Source organism: Arthrobacter sp. FW306-2-2C-D06B (assembly GCF_021789175.1).
Classification (GTDB): Bacteria; Actinomycetota; Actinomycetes; order Actinomycetales; family Micrococcaceae; genus Arthrobacter.
In genome coordinates this window covers 1,550,442-1,566,413 of sequence record NZ_CP084560.1, presented here as the reverse complement: position 1 = coordinate 1,566,413, position 15,972 = coordinate 1,550,442, and the positions used below count along the sequence as shown (strand labels likewise).

The 15,972-nt window shown below is 65.2% G+C and carries 16 protein-coding genes; 6 read left to right on the top strand and 10 right to left on the bottom strand.

Translation table 11 applies throughout. The annotated features are described in order from the left end of the window. Positions 1–132: 132 nt before the first annotated feature. From LFT47_RS07375 to rimP, 3 genes are all read right to left on the bottom strand, one after another. Complete coding sequence (locus LFT47_RS07375) at positions 133–474, bottom strand: YlxR family protein (RefSeq protein WP_236816637.1); 342 nt, start codon at positions 472–474, stop codon at positions 133–135. Between the two features lie 221 nt (positions 475–695). Beyond that, positions 696–1,676 carry a transcription termination factor NusA gene (nusA, locus tag LFT47_RS07370; protein WP_236816636.1) on the bottom strand — a complete coding sequence of 327 codons (981 nt, stop codon included), beginning with the start codon at positions 1,674–1,676 and terminating at the stop codon, positions 696–698. Continuing rightward, the gene (gene rimP, locus LFT47_RS07365; protein WP_078105701.1) at positions 1,676–2,299 is read right to left on the bottom strand and encodes a ribosome maturation factor RimP; all 624 of its coding nucleotides are present in this window, start codon (positions 2,297–2,299) and stop codon (positions 1,676–1,678) included. Before rimP ends, nusA begins: the two co-directional genes overlap by 1 nt. A 167-nt stretch (positions 2,300–2,466) precedes the next feature. On the opposite strand from rimP, the gene LFT47_RS07360 reads away from it, so the two are divergent. From LFT47_RS07360 to LFT47_RS07350, 3 genes are read left to right on the top strand one after another with little or no spacing between them, the layout of a single operon-like run. Then, positions 2,467–3,486, top strand: a complete 1,020-nt coding sequence (locus LFT47_RS07360) for a DUF4439 domain-containing protein (RefSeq protein WP_236816634.1) — start codon at positions 2,467–2,469, stop codon at positions 3,484–3,486. 51 nt (positions 3,487–3,537) lie between these two features. Further along, positions 3,538–4,266 carry a VIT1/CCC1 transporter family protein gene (locus LFT47_RS07355; RefSeq protein ID WP_236816632.1) on the top strand — a complete coding sequence of 243 codons (729 nt, stop codon included), beginning with the start codon at positions 3,538–3,540 and terminating at the stop codon, positions 4,264–4,266. A 35-nt stretch (positions 4,267–4,301) separates the two neighbouring features. Next, on the top strand, positions 4,302–5,324 hold the full coding sequence (locus LFT47_RS07350) for an aminoglycoside phosphotransferase family protein (protein ID WP_236816631.1): 1,023 nt from the start codon (positions 4,302–4,304) through the stop codon (positions 5,322–5,324). Positions 5,325–5,354: 30 nt separating this feature from the next. On the opposite strand, the gene LFT47_RS07345 is transcribed toward LFT47_RS07350, so the two are convergent. The 3 genes from LFT47_RS07345 to LFT47_RS07335 are packed head-to-tail and all read right to left on the bottom strand — an operon-like array spanning position 5,355 to position 9,401. Then, positions 5,355–6,740 (bottom strand): pyridoxal phosphate-dependent decarboxylase family protein, encoded by a 1,386-nt coding sequence (locus LFT47_RS07345; RefSeq protein ID WP_236816629.1) that lies wholly within the window; start codon positions 6,738–6,740, stop codon positions 5,355–5,357. Between the two features lie 55 nt (positions 6,741–6,795). Further along, on the bottom strand, positions 6,796–7,593 hold the full coding sequence (locus LFT47_RS07340; RefSeq protein ID WP_236816627.1) for a sulfite exporter TauE/SafE family protein: 798 nt from the start codon (positions 7,591–7,593) through the stop codon (positions 6,796–6,798). Then, positions 7,590–9,401 (bottom strand): proline--tRNA ligase, encoded by a 1,812-nt coding sequence (locus LFT47_RS07335; RefSeq protein WP_236816623.1) that lies wholly within the window; start codon positions 9,399–9,401, stop codon positions 7,590–7,592. The genes LFT47_RS07340 and LFT47_RS07335 overlap by 4 nt, the downstream gene beginning before the upstream one ends. 633 nt (positions 9,402–10,034) lie before the next feature. Between LFT47_RS07335 and LFT47_RS07330 the strand changes: the two genes are divergently transcribed. Genes LFT47_RS07330 through LFT47_RS07320 form a run of 3 tightly spaced genes read left to right on the top strand, consistent with a single transcriptional unit; the run spans position 10,035 to position 12,165 of the window. Then, a complete protein-coding gene (locus LFT47_RS07330; RefSeq protein ID WP_236818446.1) occupies positions 10,035–10,799 on the top strand; it encodes an ABC transporter ATP-binding protein in 765 nt (254 codons plus the stop codon). Between the two features lie 8 nt (positions 10,800–10,807). Beyond that, positions 10,808–11,551: an ABC transporter permease gene (locus LFT47_RS07325; protein WP_236818444.1), complete on the top strand. Its 744-nt coding sequence runs from the start codon at positions 10,808–10,810 to the stop codon at positions 11,549–11,551. Continuing rightward, positions 11,548–12,165: a TetR/AcrR family transcriptional regulator gene (locus tag LFT47_RS07320; RefSeq protein WP_236816621.1), complete on the top strand. Its 618-nt coding sequence runs from the start codon at positions 11,548–11,550 to the stop codon at positions 12,163–12,165. Before LFT47_RS07325 ends, LFT47_RS07320 begins: the two co-directional genes overlap by 4 nt. A 61-nt stretch (positions 12,166–12,226) precedes the next feature. Here the strand turns inward: LFT47_RS07320 and LFT47_RS07315 are convergent, their stop codons facing one another. The 4 genes from LFT47_RS07315 to LFT47_RS07300 all read right to left on the bottom strand — a co-directional run bounded on the left by LFT47_RS07315 (position 12,227) and on the right by LFT47_RS07300 (position 15,967). Beyond that, positions 12,227–13,114 (bottom strand): GNAT family N-acetyltransferase, encoded by an 888-nt coding sequence (locus tag LFT47_RS07315; RefSeq protein WP_236818442.1) that lies wholly within the window; start codon positions 13,112–13,114, stop codon positions 12,227–12,229. After that, positions 13,077–14,243 (bottom strand): flavodoxin-dependent (E)-4-hydroxy-3-methylbut-2-enyl-diphosphate synthase, encoded by a 1,167-nt coding sequence (gene ispG, locus LFT47_RS07310; protein WP_236816619.1) that lies wholly within the window; start codon positions 14,241–14,243, stop codon positions 13,077–13,079. Before ispG ends, LFT47_RS07315 begins: the two co-directional genes overlap by 38 nt. Before the next feature lie 66 nt (positions 14,244–14,309). After that, positions 14,310–14,603: a YciI family protein gene (locus LFT47_RS07305; RefSeq protein ID WP_236816616.1), complete on the bottom strand. Its 294-nt coding sequence runs from the start codon at positions 14,601–14,603 to the stop codon at positions 14,310–14,312. 32 nt (positions 14,604–14,635) lie between these two features. After that, positions 14,636–15,967: a M50 family metallopeptidase gene (locus LFT47_RS07300; protein WP_236816615.1), complete on the bottom strand. Its 1,332-nt coding sequence runs from the start codon at positions 15,965–15,967 to the stop codon at positions 14,636–14,638. Positions 15,968–15,972 lie beyond the last annotated feature (5 nt).

The following is a 15,972-nucleotide window of genomic DNA, read 5'->3' as shown; positions in this document are numbered from 1 at the left end:
CACCGAGCCAGGCACGAACCGTCTAATTCTTACTGCGGGCCCCTGCCGCGAACGCGGCGGATAGGCCCTGTGCAGAGCGCAACAAAGTTGTCATCGTTGCGCACTCATCGCTGGGAACTCATCGGGTTTCCATCAGTTTTCTGACCCGCTTTCAGGTTTGGACGGTTTTCCTGCTTTCACTTCAGTGTCCGCAGGGAGTATGACTGCCGCCAGGTAGCTTTCGACGGCGGTGACTTCACTTGCGCCCGCGAGGGCCCTTGCGAAAGCACGCCGTTTGCTTGCCAGCGTCAGGCATGTGGTGCTGGGGTGCAGCCACGCACCCCGGCCAGCCATCCGGCGTCGTTCATCCACCAGGACGACGGGTGACCCGCCGCCTTCGGCGACAAGCCGGATCAACTCGCTCCGCTGGCCTTGTTTCCGGCATCCGATGCAGGTGCGCACAGGCTGGTGCCTGGTGTGAAGCAGTTCAGTCACTGGGTGTATCAACCTGCCTCAGTGTCTTTACCTGTCTTCTGCGGTTCTGCTTTGCTCGGCGCGCCCTTGCCTTGCCGGGGTTGATGCCCCGCAAGTCGCGAGCACGCCAAAGCGCACGGATACCGGGCATAGGCCCGGTTCCATCTATTCTAAGCCCCCGAGGGCCCGGCCACCGAATCCACGAGGCGCGCGGATCCGGGGCTGGGCGCCATGTGGTCTGTTTAGTTGCCCTTGGCCGGAGCGGCGTCAGAGACGATGTCGATCCGCCAGCCGGTCAGCTTGGCTGCGAGCCGGGCGTTCTGGCCTTCCTTGCCGATGGCGAGGGACAGCTGGTAGTCCGGAACAACCACCCGGGCGGAGCGCGTGGCTTCGTCCGTGATAGTGACGGAATTCACGCGCGACGGCGACAGGGAGTTGGCGATGAAGGTCGCCGGGTCTTCGCTGAAGTCGACGATGTCGATCTTTTCGTCGTTGAGTTCAGTCATGACCGCGCGGACGCGGGAGCCCATTTCACCAATGCAAGCACCCTTGGCGTTGATGCCGGGAGTGTTGGCTTTGACGGCCATCTTGGTCCGGTGTCCGGCTTCGCGCGCCAGTGCCACGATCTCGACGGAACGGTCCGCGATCTCCGGGACCTCCAGTTCGAAAAGCTTCCGGACGAGGCCCGGGTGGGACCGCGACAGCGTGATGGAGGGTCCCTTGGCGCCGCGGTGGACGTCCACCACGAACGCACGCAGGCGGTTGCCGTGGGTGTACTTCTCCCCCGGCACCTGCTCGGGCGGCGGCAGCAGGGCTTCCACGGAACCGAGGTTCACCTGGATCATGTGCGGGTTGTTGCCCTGCTGGATCAGGCCGGCGACAAGCTCGCCTTCACGGCCCTTGAATTCGCCGAGGACGTTGTCGTCCTCGACGTCGCGCAGCCGCTGCAGGATGATCTGCCGTGCGGTGCTCGCCGCAATGCGGCCGAATCCCGCAGGTGTGTCCTCGAACTCGCCGATGGCTTCGCCGTCGTCGTCGATTTCCGTGGCCCAAATGGTCACATGTCCGCTCTTGCGGTCCAGCTCTGCACGGGCCTTTTCGAAAGCGCCCGGCGTCTTGTGGTAAGCCACCAGGAGCGCCTGCTCGATGGTGGGAATCAGGAGGTCCAGCGGGATTTCACGCTCACGCTCCAGGAGTCTCAGCGCACTCATGTCAATATCCATTAGGCCTCCTCGGAAGGTCCGTTGTACTCGTCTTCCAGCACGGCCTCGTTGAGGTGGCTGAACTCTATCTCGACTTTTCCTTGGCGGATCCTGTCGAAAGGAATTTTCACGGGTTCGCCTTGCTTGGGCTTCATGCCCTTCTTGACCTCTTGCTCGGGAACCAGGGTGACGCCGTCGTCGTCGACGGACTGGATACGCCCGGTCAGGTTCTCTCCCTGGATCACGTTGACCTTGACCATGCGTCCGCGGGCCCGGTGCCAGTGGCGGGGCTCCGTCAGGGGCCGGCCGACGCCGGGCGAGGAGACCTCGAGGTCGTAGGGGCGGCCGTCGGTGCGGGGATCGTTGTCGAGGATGTCCGAAAGGGCCCTGGAGATTTCCGCGATGACGTCCAGGCTGACGCCGCCGGTTTCCTCCTGGGGCAGGTCGATGACCACGTGGACTACCCGGTGCGAACCGGCAACCTGGATGGCGACATCCTCAAGATAGAGCCGGCTCGCCAGGACTGCAGGCTCCAGAAGCGCCTTCAGCCTGCTCTCCTCGGGGTTGCGGACCTCGTGTTGTGCTGGACTCGTCGGATCCGTTCCAGCCTGGTCTGTTGAAGTCGTGGCTTCCGAATGACTCACTGGCCAGCCGCCTCCCGATAGATGATGTTGTGACTACTAGCTTAACGACATTTACGGCGGCGTGGTGCACGGGGACTCCCTGTGGGAGACGCAACTTCTCCGCGAGCGTGACACCATAGTCTGTTGTGAACCACGAGACTGTTGAGAAACCACGGAGCCATGGCTGGATGAGGGCCCTCCTGCTGGCATTCCTCGCAGTCCTCGTCCTCGGAGTCGGCGCCGTGCTTGTCCCGCGGGACGCCGGAAAGCCCCAAGCGGTGCCGTTTTCCGAAACTGCCCGTTCGGACGCGCTCTCTTCGACCGAGACGCTCCTGGGCAGCGCATCGCTCCTGGAAAGCACGGACACTGTGATGTTGCTGACAAGCCAGGCGCAAGCGCTGCTGCAACCTTCCGGCTCTTCGGCATCGCATACCTCCACGGCTTCCCCAAGCCCCGGTGCCACCCAGGAGCGCCCGACGCGGGCCGGCTTTGTCTCCGCGCTCGCCTCGAGCGCTTCGCGTCGCTTGGCGGACGCCGCGGACGCCGCGGACGCCGACGGCGGCATGGCACGCCTGCTGGCCGCCGTCGGGACCGCCCAGCTGCTTGAGTCATCGCGCCTGGCCGCGACCTGGGGCTTGCCTGTACCGGCGACCCTGGCCGGGGCGAGTACCGCCCCGACCCCGCCACCCAGCTGCACTGCCTCGCCGGCCACGTCGACGGCACCGACACACGGAACGGCGCCCACCAAGGCCGATCTTCCTGCGGCCCTTGCAGGCGTGGTCAGCTCCGAACAGGAGGCGATCTATGCCTACCAAGTGGCCCTGACCAAGCTGGACGCGAAGGCGTCGGCGACGGCGGCCACCTGGTTGGCGCGCCATCAAGAGCTGCTCCGGGGAGCGGAGGCCCAGGGCCGGCTGCACTGCATCGCCACGCCTCCGCGGGAAGCCGGCTATCGCCTGCCTGGCACTTTCGCCGCCAATCCCGGACTCGCGCTGGGAAGCATGGAGGCCAGCTCGCTGACCGCGTATGCCGACCTCGTGGCATTGTCAGAGGGCGAGACACGCCAATGGGCTATCGACGGTCTTGTCGACGCCGCCAAACGCAGCCAGGCCTGGGGAACTCCGGTTGGCCCGTTCGCCGGACTGTCGATCGACAACACGGCGCTGCCCCCGTTGCGGTCGCTGCCGACCGGCACTCCGACTCCATAGGAAAGCCTTTCTTTGCTAGCGGCTGCAGTCTTCGGGTGCTTGGCTTGTACCATGGCTTCCATCGAAACAGCAGCCCTGCATGAGAACGAACCGCACGCCAACGACCTCGCCCACCGGCTCAACTGGCTTCGGGCAGGCGTCCTTGGCGCCAATGACGGAATCGTCTCCGTTGCCGCCATCGTGGTGGGCGTCGCCGGCGCCACGACGGACACCGGCGCCATCCTCACCGCTGGAGCGGCCGGACTCGTGGGTGGCGCGGTGTCCATGGCGCTCGGCGAGTACGTATCCGTCAGCAGCCAAAGCGACAGCCAAAAGGCGCTCATCGAGAAGGAACGGCGGGAGCTCGCCGAGGAACCCGAAGAAGAGCTGGCCGAGTTGACTGCGATCTACGAGGCCAAGGGCCTGCGGCCTGAAACCGCGCGCAAAGTCGCTGCGGAGTTGACGGAGCACGACGCCTTGGCCGCCCACCTTTCCGCCGAATTGAACATCGACGAGGATGACATCGTCAGCCCCTGGCATGCGGCCTTCGCGTCCGCCATTGCCTTCACCCTCGGCGCGGTGCTGCCCATGCTCGCGATTCTGCTCCCGCCCCCGGGGCTGCGTGTACCGCTGACCTTCATTTCCGTGCTGCTCGCGCTGGCAATCACCGGAGCAATAGGAGCATGGATCGGCGGCAGCTCGAAGACCCGCGCCGCCGTGCGCGTCGTCATCGGCGGAGCCCTTGCGCTTGCCGCAACGTTCTTCATCGGAAGCCTTCTGGGCTCCTCCGGAGTGGTCTGAACCGCTCCCGGACCGGCTTGGGTAGGCTGACGGTGATGACTACCTTCGTTTCCATCCCTGGCGACCTCCAGGCACGCTACTCCCGCACAGCGGAGGGGCGGGCGTGGCTCTCAGGGCTGCCCGGGCTGATCGACGCCAGCCTGGAACGATGGCAGCTGTCGGTTGACCTGGGACCCGGCGCGGAACCGTGGAACGGGCACGGCGGGATCGTCATTCCGGTGCTCTACAACGGCAGCCGTTCGGTGCTCAAGATAGCGTTCCCGCACGAGGAGGCCCTCGTTGAACGACATGCACTGGCCCTCTGGGGCGGTACCGGGGCCGTCAAGCTGCTCGACGCCGATGCCGCCTCCTGCGCAATGCTCCTGGAGCGGCTCGACGCCGTCAGCTGGCTGCAGGGCGCCCCGATGGATGAAGCCCGCGACGTCTGGGGATCGCTCGTGAAGGAACTCAGCATCGAACCGGACGAGCGGCCCGAATGGAAAGAGTTCGAGCACATAGCGGCCCGTGCCGAGCGCTGGAGCGATGAGTTGCCTGCAGACTGGGAGCAACTTGGGCGACCTTTCCCCCGCTGGCTCCTCGAAGCCGCGTTGGAGGTGTGCCAGACCCGGGGCGCCGTTGGGCGCCGGGCGGGCAGGGACGTCCTGGTGCATTGCGACCTGCATTTCATGAACATCCTGCCCCATCTCAATGGCGCTGCGTCCATCGGAGAACGCGCATACGTGGCGATCGATCCGCAACCGAAGATCGGAGAGGCGGAATTCGCCGTCGCCCCGATCTTGTGGAACCGCATCCGCGATCTCTCCACGACGGCTCCGGAAGTTGCCCTCCTGGAGCGGTGCGCGGATTTCAGCAGCGCGGCCGGCCTGGACGGCGAAGCGGCCCGGGAATGGAGCCTGGTCCGCGAGGTCGAAAACGCCCTGTGGTACGCCGGAAAACCGCGGCACGAGGGCGATCTGGCACGCTCGTTGTGGGTGGCCAGCACCCTCGCAGGACGGCCCCTGGACGGGCTGCCCGCCGCGCACGATCTGCCCGAACCGGGACTGGCAGCATCGAATTAGCTTCGGCGCCGGGTCGTCCGGACGTCCGGCTCAGCCGGTGGCTTCCAGCGCGTCTTTGACGGCCTGCACCGCGATATCCAGGTCTGCCGAATCCGTTGACCAGTTGGTCACCGAAACACGCAGGATATCCCTGCCCTGCCAGCGCGAACCGGACATCCAGACCCTTCCGTCGGCCATGATGAAGTCCGCTACCGCGCGGGTCCTCTCGTCTGAACCGAAGGCCAGGGACAACTGCGTGAACACCACTTCGTTGAGGACCTCGACGCCGGGTACTTCGGCGAGCCGCCGGGCCAGCTCCGCGGCACACTCCGCGCGTCCTGCGACAAGCTCCCGCACGCCGTCGCCACCCAAGGAGCGCAAGGCAGCCCACACGGGTACTCCCCTGGCACGGCGGGACAACTCGGGCACCTTCTCCATGGGGTCGCATGGGCCGTGGTCATCCTGCATCAAGTATTCGGCGTGCATACCGATGGCGGACCGCAGGGCAACGACGTCACGTACCGCAACGATTCCGGCGTCGTACGGCACGTTGAGGGTCTTGTGGGCATCGGTTCCCCACGAATCGGCCAACTCGACGCCCTCGACCAGATGCCGCAGTCCCGGCACGGCTGCCGCCCATAGGCCGAAAGCCCCGTCAACGTGGACCCAAGCTCCGTGATCCTTCGCGGCCGGAATCGCCTCGAGGAAAGGATCGAAGGCTCCGGAATGCAGGTTCCCGGCCTGGAGACACACGATTGCCGGACCGGAACCGGATTCCAACGCGGCCCGCAGCGCGGCTGGATCGATCCTGCCTTGATGGTCCGCTGCGACAACTTCGGGTGCGCCGAAGCCCAGGAAGCGCAGTGCCATGTCCAGGCTCTCGTGCCGCTCGGCTCCGACGAGGACACGCAGTTTCGGGGCGCCTTGGAGTCCCCCGGCGTTGACGTCCCAGCCGACGCTGGCCAGCTGGCGCCATCGGGCCGCCGCGAGGGCCGTGAAGTTGGCCATGCTGGCGCCGGTCGCGAATCCGACGTCGGAGCCATCAGGTAGGCCGAGAAGCTCAAGGAGCCATCGACCGGCAGCCTCTTCGATCCCGGCAGTTGCGGGCGTCGCGAAGCGCAGACCCGAGTTCTGGTCCCACGCGGAAACCATCCAGTCCGCGGCCATGCCTGCCGGCACCGTACCGCCGATGACCCAACCGAAGAAGCGTCCCGATTGCATGGCCATCAGCCCGGGCTCGGCGTGTTCGGCGAGGAAATCTATGACCGAAGCCGGGTCCAGTCCGCTGGCCGGCAAGGGTCCGCCGAAGACCGCCGTGATGCCATCGGCGGTCTTGCTTGGCCGTACCTGCCGCCCGGGCAAGGCCCTCAACCACTCCCGGGTGTGTTCCCAAGCTCGTTCGAGTGCCCGTTCATAGTCGCCGGAATCGACCCACATGAGTGCATGCTACGCCCGGGGGATCGCTCCGGCCATCGCTGGCGGCAACCAAACGCTACTTGGCGAAGTAGTCGTTCCAGACGTCCACGCCGAGTTTGATGATCAACGCGCCGACCACGATCAGGAACACAATCCGTACAAAGCCACTGCCTTGTTTCACGGCGGTCCGCGCGCCCAGGTAGCCGCCGGCCATGTTGGACAGGCCGAGCACCGCGCCGACGCCCCACAGCAGCGATCCGTGCGGCAGGAAGAAGAACAGGGCACCGGCGTTCGTGGCCATGTTGACGATCTTCGCCTTGGCGCTGGCCTCCAGGAAGGCATAGCCCATGGCGGAGACGAGGGCGATCACCAGGAACGAGCCTGTTCCGGGACCAATCAGGCCGTCGTAGAACCCGATCACCCCACCAATGGCGCAGGCCACCACGTAGTGCGTGTGGCCGTCGTGACGCAGGGCGGTCAACTCGCCTGCATCGGGCCGCAGGGCGGTGAAGAGCGCGACGGCGATCAGCGCCACCACGATGATGGGTTTGAACACGCTGGCGGGAAGGTTGGCGGCCAGGACGGCTCCGCCGAAACTGCCCGCGAGGGCAATCACCGCCATCGGTATGGCCGTCTTGAGGTCAGGACCAACCCGGCGGTAGTAAGTGACAGCGCTGGTTGTCGTCCCGAAGATGGAGCCCATTTTGTTGGTGGCCAGCGCCTGGACCGGGGTGATCCCCGGAACCAGGAGCAAGGCGGGGAGCTGGATCAGTCCCCCGCCGCCAACCACAGCGTCTATCCAGCCGGCTGCGAATCCAGCCACCACGATCATGATGAGCGTGGTGAGCTGGACCGACTCGAAGCCGGAGATCACTTCTGGCGTACGGCGTTGACCACGTAGTCGGCAGCCTTCTCGACTGCCACGTTTTCGGCCTCACCTGTGCGACGGTCCTTGATCTCCACAACACCGTCCACCAAGCCACGGCCTACCGCCACGATGGTGGGGACGCCGACGAGCTCGGCGTCACCGAACTTCACGCCCGGGGAAACCTTGGGGCGGTCGTCGTAAATCACGTCGAGGCCTGCGGCCTCGAGTTCGGCGGAGAGCTTCTCGGCCGCCGCGAAGATTTCCTCGCCACGTCCGACGGCGACCACGTGGACGTCCGCGGGGGCCACGGAGCGCGGCCAGATCAAGCCACGGTCGTCGTTGTTGGCCTCGGCGAGGGCGGCCACGGCACGGGTCACGCCGACACCGTACGAGCCCATGGTGACCACAACCTGCTTGCCGTTCTGGTCAAGGACCTTCAGGTCGAGGGCCTCGGCGTACTTGCGGCCGAGTTGGAAGATGTGGCCCATTTCGATGCCGCGGGCAGTCTCCAGGGGACCGGAGCCGTCCGGGGCTTCGTCTCCGGCGCGGACTTCGGTGCATTCAATGACGCCATCCCAGGCGAAATCGCGTCCGGCTACGAGGCCGAAGACGTGCTTGCCGTCCTCGTTCGCTCCGGTGACCCAGCTGGTGCCCGAGACAACCCGGGGGTCAACAAGGAAGAGCAACTTGGACGTGCCTTCGAGCCCGAGAACGGCCTCGCCGAGGACCAGTCCGGGGCCGATGTAGCCCTTGACGAGTTCCGGGATCTTCTTGAGGTCTTCCTCGTTGGCCGCTTCGAGCCCGATCTCCCCGGCAATGGGCAGGAACGAACCGATGTTGGCTTCGACGCGCTTGAGGTCCACCGCGCGGTCACCGGGAACGCCGATGACCACGATCTGGCGCTCGCCGGTGGGCAGCGTGACGGCGAGGACCACATTCTTGAGGGTGTCGGCGGCAGTCCAGGCGCCGCCGTCGGAATCGCTGCGCGGGGCGAGCTGGTTGGCAGCCGTCACGAGGGTGTCGATCGTGGGCGTGTCCGGGGTGTCCAGGACCCGCGCGGGAGGCGCGTTGCTGAAGTCGATCTCGGCCGGGGCCACGGTGGTCACGGCTTCGACGTTGGCGGCGTAGCCGCCCGCCGAGCGCACGAAGGTGTCCTCGCCGATCTCGGTAGGATGCAGGAATTCCTCGCTCTTGGATCCGCCCATGGCGCCTGCCGTGGCGGCAACGGGGATGACCTCAAGGCCAAGGCGCTCGAAGATTTTCAGGTACGCGGCGCGGTGGGCCGCGTAGCTCGCGTCCAGGCCGGCGTCGTCGACGTCGAACGAGTAGGAATCCTTCATGATGAATTCGCGGCCGCGGAGGAGGCCTGCCCGGGGGCGTGCTTCGTCGCGGTACTTGTTCTGGATTTGGTACAGGCTCAGCGGCAGGTCCTTGTACGAGGAGTACAGGTCCTTGACCAGGAGGGTGAACATTTCCTCGTGCGTGGGGGCGAGAAGGTAATCGGCACCCTTGCGGTCCTGGAGGCGGAACAGCCCCTCGCCGTATTCGGTCCAGCGGTTGGTGGCCTCGTAGGGTTCCCGGGGCAGCAGCGCCGGGAAATGGACTTCCTGGGCGCCGATGGCGGCCATTTCCTCGCGGATGATCTGCTCCACCTTGCGCAGGACGCTCAATCCCAAAGGAAGCCACGTGTAGATGCCCGGTGCGGCACGGCGGATGTAGCCGGCGCGGACCAGGAGTCTGTGGCTTGCGACTTCGGCGTCGACGGGATCTTCACGCAAGGTGCGCAGGAACAGCTGGGAGAGGCGAAGGACCACGGGTCAGAATCCGTTTCTATGGCAAGAGCTGGCAAAAACTACTGTGTACCAATCTACCGGCTTGTGGCTGAGGAACCTGCCGGGCCCGTCCCCCGCATTCCTCCCCGGTTCCCCGGAAAGCAAAGCCTCCCCAAACGAAGATGAGCCACGCCATGGTGCGAGGAAGCCCCTGGCCGCTGGGCGGCTGGTCATCCTGCCATGGCGTGGCTCAGCGGCCGGTCGGCCGCGGGCGCTGTCCTGGAGGCTTAGTCAGACCTGTCGAATGCCTTCGAAGGATCAACGCTTACAGCCATTTGGTTTGTGTTTCCTCTCTGAAACCGCCCGCGCCCCAGCGACACGGCTGGTTCTGAATTTATGTGATGGCGGACACTTTTTTCAAGGGCTTGGACTTATCAATATTTGTCGGTGTGCGGGCCATAGCGCTAGCAACGAACAACGCGGGGTCACTTAGCGCCCATCCGGAGGTCCGACATGGGCCGTAAGTGACCCCGCGTTGCAGAACGAAGGGCCAGATCCGTCCCCGAGGCTCACAGTTGACGAGCCTTTGTATCGGACTTACCTTTTATTCATCGCCTGATGAATAAATCGGAGGCCGCGATGTCCCACAGCGCGTCAGGAAGTATCACCCAGGGCATGCCCCCGGCGCCCCCGGCGGTCACAGTGGAGGGCCTGCACGTCACGCGCGGCCGCAAGAAGATCCTGCGCGGTTTGGACTTCGCCATGCAGCCTGGGCGCATCACGGGCCTGCTTGGACCGTCCGGGAGCGGCAAGACAACCCTCATGCGCTGCATCGTAGGAGTCCAGCGACTGACAGCCGGCAGGGTGGAAGTATTGGGCCGTCCAGCGGGTGCGCCGTCATTGAGGCACGACGTCGGATACGTCACCCAGGCGCCGAGCGTCTACACGGACCTGAGCGTCGAGGCGAACGTCAGGTATTTCGGAGCCATGCACGGCGTGTCGGCGACCGACACCGCGAAGGCGATTGCCGCCGTCGGGCTCGAATCACTGGCACGGCGGAAGACAGAAGACCTTTCCGGTGGTGAATTCAGCCGGGTTTCGCTGGCCTGCGCGCTCGTTTCGCATCCGAAGCTGCTGGTCCTCGACGAACCGACGGTTGGCTTGGATCCGGTACTGCGTGCCGAGCTGTGGGAACGGTTCGCCGCGATGGCCGAATCGGGCACCACCTTGCTGGTGTCCAGCCACGTCATGGAAGAGGCCTCGCACTGTTCCTCGTTGCTCCTGCTCCGCGACGGCCTGCTGCTGGCGCAGCTCAGTCCGGCGGAACTCAGCGAACGGGGACACAGCAACGATCTGGAACAGGCCTTCCTGCACATCATCCAGGAAACGAGCGCCACTTCGAACCGCCGGGGTGCAGATGAAAGCCAGGTGGCGTCATGAATCCACGGATGATGTTTGCCACCACCAGAAGGGTCTTGGAGCAGCTGCGGCACGACCACCGCAGCGTCGCGCTCATCATGGTGGTTCCCGCCCTGCTGCTCACGGGCGTCTACTATCTCTTCGAGAACGAGACCTTGCCACCCGGATTCCCCCGGACCTTTGACCGTGTGGGACTCATGATGCTGGCCATTTTCCCGTTTGTGGTGATGTTCCTGGTCACGTCGATCACGATGTTGCGCGAAAGGACGTCCGGGACGCTGGAGCGGCTCCTGACGACGCCCATCCACAAAGCCGATCTCCTGTTCGGCTACGCGTTGGCGTTCTCCATCATGGCCGCCCTGCAATCGCTTGTCGCCACGGCCGTGGCCTACTGGATCTTCAATCTGGACATCAAGGGCGGTCCTGGTTACGTCGTGATGATCGCCGTCATCAATGCGGTGCTGGGTGTCGCGCTTGGCCTCTTGTGCTCAGCCTTTGCGCGGACCGAGTTCCAAGCGGTGCAGTTCATGCCGGTGGTGGTGATACCGCAGATCCTGTTGTGCGGACTCTTCGTGGCCAGGGACCACATGAACAGCCTCCTGGAGGGTATTTCCAATGTGCTGCCGCTGACGTTTTCGGTCGATGCGCTCCAGCAGATCGCCGACAACGCCGAGGCGACGCAGGCCATGTGGCAGGATGCCGGGGTCATGGCGGCGATCGTTGTGGGAGTTTTGGTCCTGGCCTCATTCACCCTCCGACGGCGGACCTCATGAGCGGCGCCTTGCCTCCCGTGCGACGGGGACGCCGCAGCGGCGGAAGCGACTCCCGCGAACTGATCCTGGCCACAGCGCGCCGGCTCTTCGCCGAGCACGGTTTCGACGGCACGAGCCTGCGGCAAGTGGCCCGGGAAGCCGAGGTGGATCCGGCCATGGTCCACCATTTCTTCAAGGGCAAGGACGAACTTTTCGCCCAGAGCATCGAACTCCCGGCGGATCCCGACGAGGTCCTTGCCGGCGTCGAGTCGTTGGATCCGGCCCAACGCTCGGAAGCGATAGTCCGCGCCGTGGTGCGTCTGTGGGAAAGCCCGGCGCAACACGGGCTTGTCGCGTTCGTCAGGGGAACGATCGGTTCCAAGGCCAAGACCGCCTTGCTGCGCGAGATGGTGGCGAGGACCATCCTCTCCCGCATCACGGCAGGGCTTCCCGGTTCCCCCGCAGAAGCGAAAATGCGCGGCAACCTCGTCGCCACGCAAATGGTGGGGCTCATGCTGATGCGCTACGTGGTCCGGCTGGAACCGCTGGCTTCGGCCTCCCAGGAGGAAGTGGTCCGGCTCGTGGCCCCGAACGTCCAGCACTACCTCACCGGCGAGCTCGCCCCTCCCAACTAGCTCGCAGTTGTTGTCGTTATGAGGCGTCAAAACGACAACAAATGCGAGTCAGTTGGGCCAGTCAGTAGAGAACCGTGGCGAACGTTCCGAGGCGTTGGAAGCCGACCCGCTCGTACGTGGCGCGCGCCCTGGTGTTGTATTCGTTGACGTAGAGGCTCGTGATCGGCGCGAACTGCTGCGCCAGGACAACCACTCCCGCCATGTACCCGGCGCTGAGTCCCTGGCCGCGGAACTCGGGGTTCATCCAGACGCCCTGCACCTGGGTGGCCTGCGCCGTGACCGCCCCGAGTTCGGCTTTGAACTTCACGGTCCCGCCGGCGTCGATGTGCACCAAGGAATGGCCCTGCCGGATCAGTCCAGCCACCCTGCGGCTGTAGAAGTCCTCGCTCCCGAGAAAGGGCGAATAACCCACTTCCTCTTCGAACATGGCTGCGCAGGCGGGCAGGATCCGGTCGAAATCCGCGATGTTTCCGAAGCCGAGCCGCGGATTGGGTTCGACGGCGGGTGGCCCCGAGATCGCCAGCAGCGGCTGGTCGGCCCGTACTTCGTGGGCGAAATGCCCCAATTGCTCCAAACGGGAATGGAGCGCGAGCACGGTCTCCGCGGGCCCGAAGATCGAGGCGTAGCGACGTCCGGCCCGGTGTGCAACCGCCGCAACGCGGGAAGCCAGTCCGGGGTCCAGTTGCACCGGAACCAGGTTGGCGCCGGCCCAGCAGGCACCTACCAGTGCGTCGCCGTCGAACACTCCAAAGACGCTCGCGCCACCGGAAGTGGGTGCGGCGCTCCCCGACGAATCGAGGTGCGCCAGAATGAAGACGTTCGCTACCGGGTCTTCCATCGCGAGCACGCGAAGGGCCCGGGTGTCGGCCGCGCCGAGTACCCGGACGGAAAGCCCATCGGCGGCTGTCTCGTTACGAGACGCTAACCACGGGGCTACCCTTGACAGCATCTTCGCCATCGGCCTCCCCCATCTCTTCGGCGATACGCATGGCCTCTTCGATCAGTGTCTCAACAATCTGGCTCTCGGGGACAGTCTTAATGACTTCGCCCTTCACGAAGATCTGTCCCTTGCCGTTTCCGGAGGCCACACCGAGATCGGCTTCACGTGCCTCGCCCGGACCGTTCACGACGCAACCCATGACGGCGACGCGCAACGGAATCTCCATTCCTTCAAGCCCGGCCGTGACCTGCTCAGCCAGCGTGTAGACGTCGACCTGGGCGCGTCCGCATGAAGGGCAGGAGACGATTTCGAGCTTGCGGGGGCGCAGGTTGAGCGACTGCAGGATCTGGTTGCCGACCTTGATCTCCTCAACAGGCGGCGCGGAAAGGGACACCCGGATGGTGTCGCCGATGCCCCGGGACAGAAGCGCTCCGAAGGCCGTCGCGGACTTGATGGTGCCCTGGAAGGCCGGTCCGGCCTCGGTCACGCCAAGGTGCAGGGGCCAGTCGCCCTTTTCGGCAAGCATCTCGTAGGCCGCCACCATGATGACGGGGTCGTTGTGCTTGACGGAGATCTTGAAATCGTTGAAGCCGTGTTCCTCGAACAACGAAGCTTCCCACACGGCTGACTCCACGAGGGCTTCCGGGGTGGCCTTGCCGTACTTCTTCAGGATGCCCGGCTCCAGGGAACCGGCGTTGATGCCGATCCGGATGGACGTTCCGTGGTCCTTGGCGGCCTTGGCGATTTCCTTCACCTGGTCGTCGAACTTGCGGATGTTGCCCGGATTGACGCGCACAGCGGCGCAACCGGCTTCGATCGCGGCGAAGACGTACTTCGGCTGGAAGTGGATGTCCGCGATGACGGGAATCTGGGACTTGCGGGCGATGATCGGCAGTGCCTCGGCGTCGTCCGCGGAAGGGCAAGCGACACGCACGATGTCACAGCCGGATGCCGTCAGCTCCGCGATCTGCTGCAGCGTGGCGTTGATGTCCGTGGTGGGCGTGGTGGTCATCGATTGCACGCTGATGGGCGAATCGGAGCCGACGCCGACCGAACCCACCTTGATCTGGCGGGTCTTGCGGCGGGGCGCGAGAACGGGGGGCGGGGCTGACGGCATTCCCAGGCTGACCGAGGTCACGTGGACTCCTTGGGTTGAAATGGGTGGATCGTAAGGCCGGGGACAGGACCCCGGCCGGTCATGCTGCTAGGAAGCGTGAGCGGCAAGCATTCCGATAATGGGGTTCCACTCCGAGGTCCGGATGCCTGCGATCCCCCGGACGGCGGCGAACGGATCCTCCTTCAGCGTGGCGTTCAGCTCGGACTCGTCGGCGGCCTCAAGCAGCAGCAGCGCACCCGCGCCATCGGTGTATGGGCCGCTCGCCAGCAGGGTTCCCTGCTCGGCGAGGCTGGCGAGCCAGGCGCGGTGGGCAGGGCGGTTCGCGTCGCGCACCTCGGCGGACTCGGCGTCGTACACATACTCAACAGCGAAAACAGTCATATGGATAGCCTATCCCCCAAGCCCAATCGAGATCAGCCGAAGAGGTTGACGGGCTTGACGATGTCCGCGTAGATCAGCAAAGCGCTCATGGCCATGAGGACACTCGCCACGACGTAGGTAAGCGGCAGGAGCTTGGCGATGTCGAAGGCGCCTGGATCCGGTTTGCCGAACAGCTTCGCGATTCGACGCCTGGCTCCTTCGTAGAGCGCGCCCGCCACGTGTCCGCCGTCGAGCGGCAAGAGCGGAACCAGGTTGAACACGGCGAGGGCGAAGTTCAGCCCGGCGAGGAGGCCCACGAGGGCGCTGATGCGGGATTGCAGCGGAACCTGATCCATGGCAGCCACTTCGCCGGCCACCCGGCCGACTCCCACCACGCTGATGGGGCCGTTGGGATCGCGCGGTTCGGAGCCGAAAGCCGCTTGCGCCACGCCGACCACCCTGGCGGGGAGGTTGAGGATGACTCCCGCGATTTGCTTGATGTTCTCGCCGGCCATCGGAAGAACGGTCGACGCCGGTTGAGGAACCATGGCGGTCTGCGCACCGATGCCGAGGAAGCCGACTTCCTCGTACAGCGGCTTGCCGTCCGCGCCCTTGGCCTGCTGGCCGTTGTCGCCGATGACGGGCCGCGCGGACAGCACGGGAGTGACTTGGGTGGTGACGCTCTTGCCGCCACGGTCCACGGTGATCTGCACGGCCTTGCCGGCGGATGCGCGGATCCACCCGCTCATTTCAGCCCAGCTCGTCACGGGCTTCCCGTCGAAGCTGGTGACGACGTCGTTGGGCTGGAGCTTTGCCACTGCTGCCGGCGTCAATTGGCAGTTCGGGGAATTCGGATCGACGGTCTCGCCGGCCTTCACTTGGCACTTTGACACTTCGGCAATGGTGGTGGTTGCCGTGGACACGCCGAAGCCCATCAGCAGCACCGCGGTCAGCACCAGGCCGATGAGCAGGTTCATCGCCGGGCCACCCAGCATGATGATGACCTTTTTCCAGACCGGCAGCCTGTAGAAGACCCGGTTCTCGTCCCCGGGGCCCACTTCCTCGTGCGCCGCGGACCGGGCCTCGGTGGCAAGGGTCTGGAACATGCCGGTGCTCGACGGCCTGACGCTGCCATCTTGCTTGTTGGGCGGGTACATGCCGATCATGGCCACGTAGCCGCCCAGCGGGATGGCCTTGACGCCGTACTCGGTCTCGCCTTTCCGCGTGGACCACAGGGTAGGGCCGAAACCGATCATGTATTTCGTGACGCGCACCTTGAACAGCTTGGCGGGAAGCAAGTGCCCCACCTCGTGCAGCGCAATGGAGACGGCCACGCCGATCGCGACGAAGACGACTCCGAGAATGAACAGAATGACGGGATTCATGCCTT

Bases quoted from the DNA above. Each gene is read 5' to 3' on its own strand.
- nusA (WP_236816636.1), bottom strand. From the start codon at position 1,676: ATGGATATTGACATGAGTGCGCTGAGACTCCTGGAGCGTGAGCGTGAA.
- LFT47_RS07360 (WP_236816634.1), top strand. From the start codon at position 2,467: ATGAGGGCCCTCCTGCTGGCATTCCTCGCAGTCCTCGTCCTCGGAGTC.
- LFT47_RS07355 (WP_236816632.1), top strand. From the start codon at position 3,538: ATGGCTTCCATCGAAACAGCAGCCCTGCATGAGAACGAACCGCACGCC.
- LFT47_RS07350 (WP_236816631.1), top strand. From the start codon at position 4,302: ATGACTACCTTCGTTTCCATCCCTGGCGACCTCCAGGCACGCTACTCC.
- LFT47_RS07345 (WP_236816629.1), bottom strand. From the start codon at position 6,740: ATGTGGGTCGATTCCGGCGACTATGAACGGGCACTCGAACGAGCTTGG.
- LFT47_RS07330 (WP_236818446.1), top strand. From the start codon at position 10,035: ATGCCCCCGGCGCCCCCGGCGGTCACAGTGGAGGGCCTGCACGTCACG.
- LFT47_RS07325 (WP_236818444.1), top strand. From the start codon at position 10,808: ATGATGTTTGCCACCACCAGAAGGGTCTTGGAGCAGCTGCGGCACGAC.
- LFT47_RS07320 (WP_236816621.1), top strand. From the start codon at position 11,548: ATGAGCGGCGCCTTGCCTCCCGTGCGACGGGGACGCCGCAGCGGCGGA.
- LFT47_RS07315 (WP_236818442.1), bottom strand. From the start codon at position 13,114: ATGCTGTCAAGGGTAGCCCCGTGGTTAGCGTCTCGTAACGAGACAGCC.
- LFT47_RS07305 (WP_236816616.1), bottom strand. From the start codon at position 14,603: ATGACTGTTTTCGCTGTTGAGTATGTGTACGACGCCGAGTCCGCCGAG.
- LFT47_RS07300 (WP_236816615.1), bottom strand. From the start codon at position 15,967: ATGAATCCCGTCATTCTGTTCATTCTCGGAGTCGTCTTCGTCGCGATC.